At 57.2% G+C, this 5,163-nt stretch carries 4 protein-coding genes; 1 reads left to right on the top strand and 3 read right to left on the bottom strand.

Going from position 1 to position 5,163, the window contains the following annotated elements; genetic code table 11:
- The 3 genes from NW809_RS10570 to NW809_RS10560 all read right to left on the bottom strand — a co-directional run.
- Positions 1 to 550, bottom strand: a 550-nt coding sequence (locus NW809_RS10570) for an ABC transporter permease (RefSeq protein ID WP_414402086.1), incomplete at its 3' end; no start/stop codon positions are given.
- Between the two features lie 92 nt (positions 551 to 642).
- Positions 643 to 1,911 carry an esterase-like activity of phytase family protein gene (locus tag NW809_RS10565; protein ID WP_414402085.1) on the bottom strand — a complete coding sequence of 423 codons (1,269 nt, stop codon included), beginning with the start codon at positions 1,909 to 1,911 and terminating at the stop codon, positions 643 to 645.
- 173 nt (positions 1,912 to 2,084) lie between these two features.
- Positions 2,085 to 3,137 carry a Fe(3+) ABC transporter substrate-binding protein gene (locus NW809_RS10560; RefSeq protein WP_414402084.1) on the bottom strand — a complete coding sequence of 351 codons (1,053 nt, stop codon included), beginning with the start codon at positions 3,135 to 3,137 and terminating at the stop codon, positions 2,085 to 2,087.
- Between the two features lie 401 nt (positions 3,138 to 3,538).
- Here NW809_RS10560 and NW809_RS10555 point away from each other — a divergent pair.
- The coding region (locus NW809_RS10555; RefSeq protein WP_414402083.1) for an NAD-binding protein at positions 3,539 to 5,163 on the top strand (1,625 nt) is incomplete at its 3' end.

Genomic DNA, 5,163 nt, shown 5'->3' with positions numbered 1-5,163 from the left:
CCTCCAAACAGGCCACCGACTGTTCCTGGAAGGCCAGCCGCGCCGAGAGATACACATAGGGGTAAAGAGTGAGGACGAGCAGCAGGATCGCCCCCCACAAGGAGCGAATGTTAGGGAACCAGTAGTCGCCGATGCCCCAGCCGGTGACCCGCCGCAGCCAGATCTGGAAGCCGCCGGTTACTTGCAAAAAGTCCGTGTAGGCGTAGGCCAACACATAAGTAGGAGCTGCCAGGGGCAACACCAGCATCCACTCCAGCCAGGCCCGCCCCCAAAACTCGCACATCGTCACCAGCCAGGCGGTGCCGCTGCCCACCAGGATGACTCCCAGCGCCACCCCCGCCATTATCAGCAGGCTGTTGCGCACATATAGCCCCAAGACCGTGTCAACCAGGTGCCCCCAAACCTGCCGCTCGTCGGCAAGGAGGCTGAGCAGCACCGTAAGGACAGGAGCGAGAATGAGACCGCTGAGGGTCAGAGTCAGAAGCGCCCAGCCGTTCAGAGAAAAGAAGCCACTTCCCGGCAGAGATTTGCTCAACAACTTCAACCTCATCTCTTTGTCCATCTCAACAGGCTGGAGCTACCTCTTGAGCAACTCCGGGGAAGAAAAGGGGATCCTCCAGGGATCCCCAACCAAGTTTTCTCTCAAAACAAGCTCTTGGGCAGCTTAACGAAATAAACGATGTTCTCGTCTTGCTTGTTACCAAGGTAAGGCATAGTTTTTTCTTGAACCACGCCCTTTTCCGAGACGATGCCAAAGTCGTCGTCGTTAACTATCGCTAGGGTAGTTGAGTTGAGAATGGCCAACCCCTCGGGCTTGTCGTGGGGATAATTGGGGATCGACATAATGTCAAATACTTCTTCTTTGGAAACGGGCTTGATCCCCGCTGCAATGATTTCCTCTTGGGTTAACTGCTCCAGAGTCTTGCCGTTAACCAGCAGGCCATTTGGACCAGGATCAAAGACATCCGTGGCAGCGGCAGTATCGATTTTGTAGATCTTCTTCGTAACCTCTTTGTCCTCTCCCGGCGTTTTGCCATCCCGTTCGAGAACCAGGAAGGTTGTGTCGGTAATGGCGACAATTTCGCTAACAGCGGTGCCAGTTCCCTCTAAAGGATAGAGGTATTCTTTGAACTTGCCCGTGGCCAGTTCATAGAAGAGTATCCTGCAAACAGTTGCGGTCTTTTGAACATCTTTATTGGGGTTCAAAAGCGGAGACTGCATGATGCCGACCAAGTATTTCTGATCGGGCGTCAGAGTTAGCCCCTCCATGCCGCGATTGGGGCGCCGATTTTTGTAAACTTCTGGAAGCTTTTTGCCGCCAACTCCACTTCCAAAAGGATTTAGCCACTCGATGGCCTTGCCATTGGAATCAAAATGGATCAAGTGAGGTCCGTATTCGTCGGCAATCCAAAAGCTTCCATCTTTGGCCACCGCGATCCCCTCTGGATCGATACCTTTGGGATCCGGCGCAAGCTGCTTGCCGCTGAGATCGTAGGCATTCTCTCCCGTTCCCCCCGAGTCAGATGGATTGGGGATCCCGGTGAGATTTTTGCCTGTCTCGTCTTGCAGCAGGATGACCCTGTCCAACTTGAAGCCCTTGCCGTCCAAAGACAATCTGGCAACTTGAGGGGTAAAGTCTGGCTTAGGGAAAATCTTGTCGTTTGACTCAGCTCCATCAATATTGGGACCGCGATCGGTGAGCACATAAAAATATTGGCCATCAAAGGCAAGGCCAGAGCCAAACCCGCCATTATAGATTTTGACGCCGTTTTCCGTGGTTAAAAGCAGATCCCGCTTGGGAACGGGAGCCTTTTCGGGGAGGCTTTCAATGGCCTCTGCCGGGCTACTGCTGTAGGAAGAAGTTAAAAAAGGGAGGAGCAAAAACAAGACTGCAGTGCGCAGTTGCTTCATTGGCTGAGCCTCCAGAAACCTTGAAAAAGTATAGACAAAAGGCCCGAGCGGCCTCGAACGGAAGCAACGCCGTCCTATAGTATCGACGCTTGGCCAAGAACCGTCAAGCTGCTTAACGTTCACGGCGTCAAGCAATGAAAGGCTGCACTCAGGGCCTGTCCTGGAGGCCTGATCTACTTCCAACCGGCCCGATCCATTACCTTTAGGGCATCAGGGGTGACACGGCCAATGCTGGCGGCGTTGATCGTGTCTTCCTTGAAGGTGCCAAAGCTGGCCACCACCGAGTCGATCTCGGCCCCTGGCAGCACTGGATACTCGTTGTTGCCCTGGGCAAAAATGGCCTGCGCCTCTGGCCCGGAGAGAAACTCCAAAAATTGGATGGCCGCTTCTTTGTTGGGAGCTGTTTTCAGAATGCCGGCCCCGCTGATGTTGACGTGGGTGCCACGATCCTGCTGGTTGGGGAAGAAGACGCCGATTTTCTCGGCTACGGCGCGCTCTTCTGGATTGTCGGATTTGATCAAACGCGCCAGATAGTAGGTGTTGACCAGGGCCACGTCTCCTACGCCAGCGGCTACGGCTTTGATTTGATCAATATCTCCCCCCTCCGGCGGGCGCGCAAAGTTGGCCACCAAGCCCCGCGCCCACTTTTCCGTCTCCGGGATCCCGTGCGCCAAGATGATCGAAGCCGTCAAGGATTGGCTGTAAACGTTGCTGGAGGAGCGGGTGAGCACCTTGCCCCGCCATTTGGGGTTTGCCAAGTCCTCATAGGTGGACAACTCCTTGGGATCCACCTTGTCTTTGTTGTACATGATCACCCGCGCCCGCTTGGTGAGGCCAAACCAGTACCCCTCTGGATCCCGCAGAGACTCGGGAATATTTTTGGAGAGCGTCTCCGACTGGATGGGTTGAAACCAGCCCTCGTTCTGAGCGCGCCACAACCGGGCAGCATCCACCGTCATGAAGATGTCGGCGGGGCTGTTGGATCCCTCGCTGCGGATGCGCTCGATGATCTCATCGGCGTTGCCCTGCACCCAGTTCACCGTAATGCCCGTTTTCTGCTTGAAGAGGTCGTACAATTTCTCGTCTGTGCCGTAGTGCCGAGAGGTGTAGAGGTTCACCTCCCGGTTGGCGCCGCGGGCCGGACGCCCCAACGAGCCTGCCGCCAAGGCTACAGAGCCCAGAGCGGCCCAGCTGACAAATTGCCGTCGCGATAAGCGCATACCCAACTCCTAAACTCAAAAACATTTCAAGAAAGGCTGCTGCATTGACCCAGTCAGCAATGCCTTTACCCGAGAAAGCACTTGAAAGTCCCTCCCCTGAAAGCAGGGGAGTTTTCCCAAATGCCGACCTTTTGATCTTTGTCTAGGCCAAGCTTATTGAGATTTTTATTCAAGAACTTTGCTCTGGGGCAATGATAGAGGATCCTAAGTACCGAGTCAAGCTGTTGGGAGTTGTTCTCATCTTTGAACCGTTTGGCCTCAGATCCGCCAACTCTCGCTGGAAACAAGAGCCAAGGTCGCTCCTCATGCGGCTGGCCGGGCAAGGGGATCCCTTACTGGAATATTTTGGGTAGGTCGGGGTTTTAGAGCTGCCTTGGGTATAAAGGGAGCAGGGTGGATGGTGGAGTATGGTGGGCTCCCCTTCTCAAGGGCCGGATGAGCAACTGCAAGACAATGGCCGGGATCCAGGTGCTTTCCTCCTAGTCTGTGGCTACAACGACTTGGCAGCGTTGACGCTGCAGATTCTGGAAGACTTTGGACAGCGCGCGGTGGTGGTGGCTCCTGGCCCGCGGCCTTCTTTGTTAAAGGAACCGTGGCAATACGTAGAGGGGGATCCCCATCAGCCGGAGGTGCTGCGCCGGGCTGGGATCGAGCGGATCAAGGTGGCGCTGCTGCTGGAGGACAACGACCAGGCCAACTTTGAGCTGGCCCTCTTGATTCGAGATCTCAACCCGCAGGCGCGCATTGTCTCTCGTCTGTTTAACACCGGCCTTGCCCGCTACCTGGACTCGATTTTGCCGCAGCATTTTTCCCTATCGGTTGCCGGCTTAGCGGCTCCGGCCTTTGCCCTCAAGGCTGTCTCGGACGAATTTGTCGGCTACTTCGAGCTGCCCCAGTTGGAGGCTCAGCCGGCCACGCTGCCGCCGGAGCTGGCCGATCCGCTTTATTTGGGCGCCCCCCAAGAGACCACCCTCTGGAACGTGGTGGAGCTGACCATCGGCTACAACTCCCGTCTGCTGCACATGCCCCTCGCGGAACTGGAGGAAACCTTTGGGGCGCGGGTGCTGTTCCACTACCCGGTGGACGGGCTGTCCGACTTTTCCGAGTCTCGGGTTTTCGACGATTTCGACCACGAGGCAGATCTGCTGGAGGGGGATCGCATTTTGGTGATCTGCGACCCCAGATCCTATCTGCAACTGTTGGAGCGCAACGGGCGGCGCGGCTCTTCGCGGGCCCAACGCTGGGCCAGCGGACAGGCGCAAGACAGGCGACAACAACGGCGAGGCAAGTCGTTCGGGCGGGGCCTCCTATCTTGGCTGCGCAGAAGCCTGCAGGGACTGCTGCAGGTCAAGCCCATCGTGCATACCCTCACCTTCACCTTGGGGGCGATGTTGGTGCTGGGGGTCATTAATTTCAGAATTATCGGCAAATCTGTGGTTGACGGGCTGCTGCTGACCATCGTGGTGTTGACAGGGGGGTATGGCGACATCGAGGCTTTTCAGCAGGCGGAGACGCCGCTGGGGGTGAAGGTGGTGGCGGTGGTCATGACCTTGGTGGGAGCTGCCCTGGTGGGGTTGATCTACGGGTTGGTGACCGACAAGTTGGTGAGCAGCCGCTTTGGCTTGGGCCGAGCCGCCCGTATGCCCAAAGCGGATCATGTGGTGATTGCCGGTTTGGGGCGGCTAAGCTACTTGGTGCTGCAGTTGTTGCGGCAGATGGGCTATGAGGTGGTGGTGGTGGAGCCCGACAGCGACAACCCTCTGGTGGAAGCGGCGGAACGGGAGGGGGCGGTGGTGATTCGGGGCAACTACGCTCTGGCCAGCACGCTGCAACAGGCTCGCATCCAAAGCAGCCGCTGCCTGATCTGCACGACGCCTGACGATCTCACCAACCTCGAGACCGCCCTGACCGCCCACAGCCTGCAACCGGGGATCCGCACCATCTTGCGGGTTACCGATCCCCAGGTGGCGGCGCGGATGCAGCGGCATCTGCAGACGCTGGGAACCAGCTACAGCACCACCGCCCTGGGGGC

Source organism: Synechococcus sp. WC101 (assembly GCF_047461555.1).
Classification (GTDB): domain Bacteria; phylum Cyanobacteriota; class Cyanobacteriia; order Thermostichales; family Thermostichaceae; genus Thermostichus.
The sequence above is the reverse complement of the archived record's forward strand: the minus strand, read 5'-3'. Positions and strand labels throughout refer to the sequence as shown.

What these genes read in the sequence shown, in the direction of transcription:
- NW809_RS10565 (WP_414402085.1), bottom strand. Translation starts at nt 1,911, where the DNA reads ATGAAGCAACTGCGCACTGCAGTCTTGTTTTTGCTCCTCCCTTTTTTA.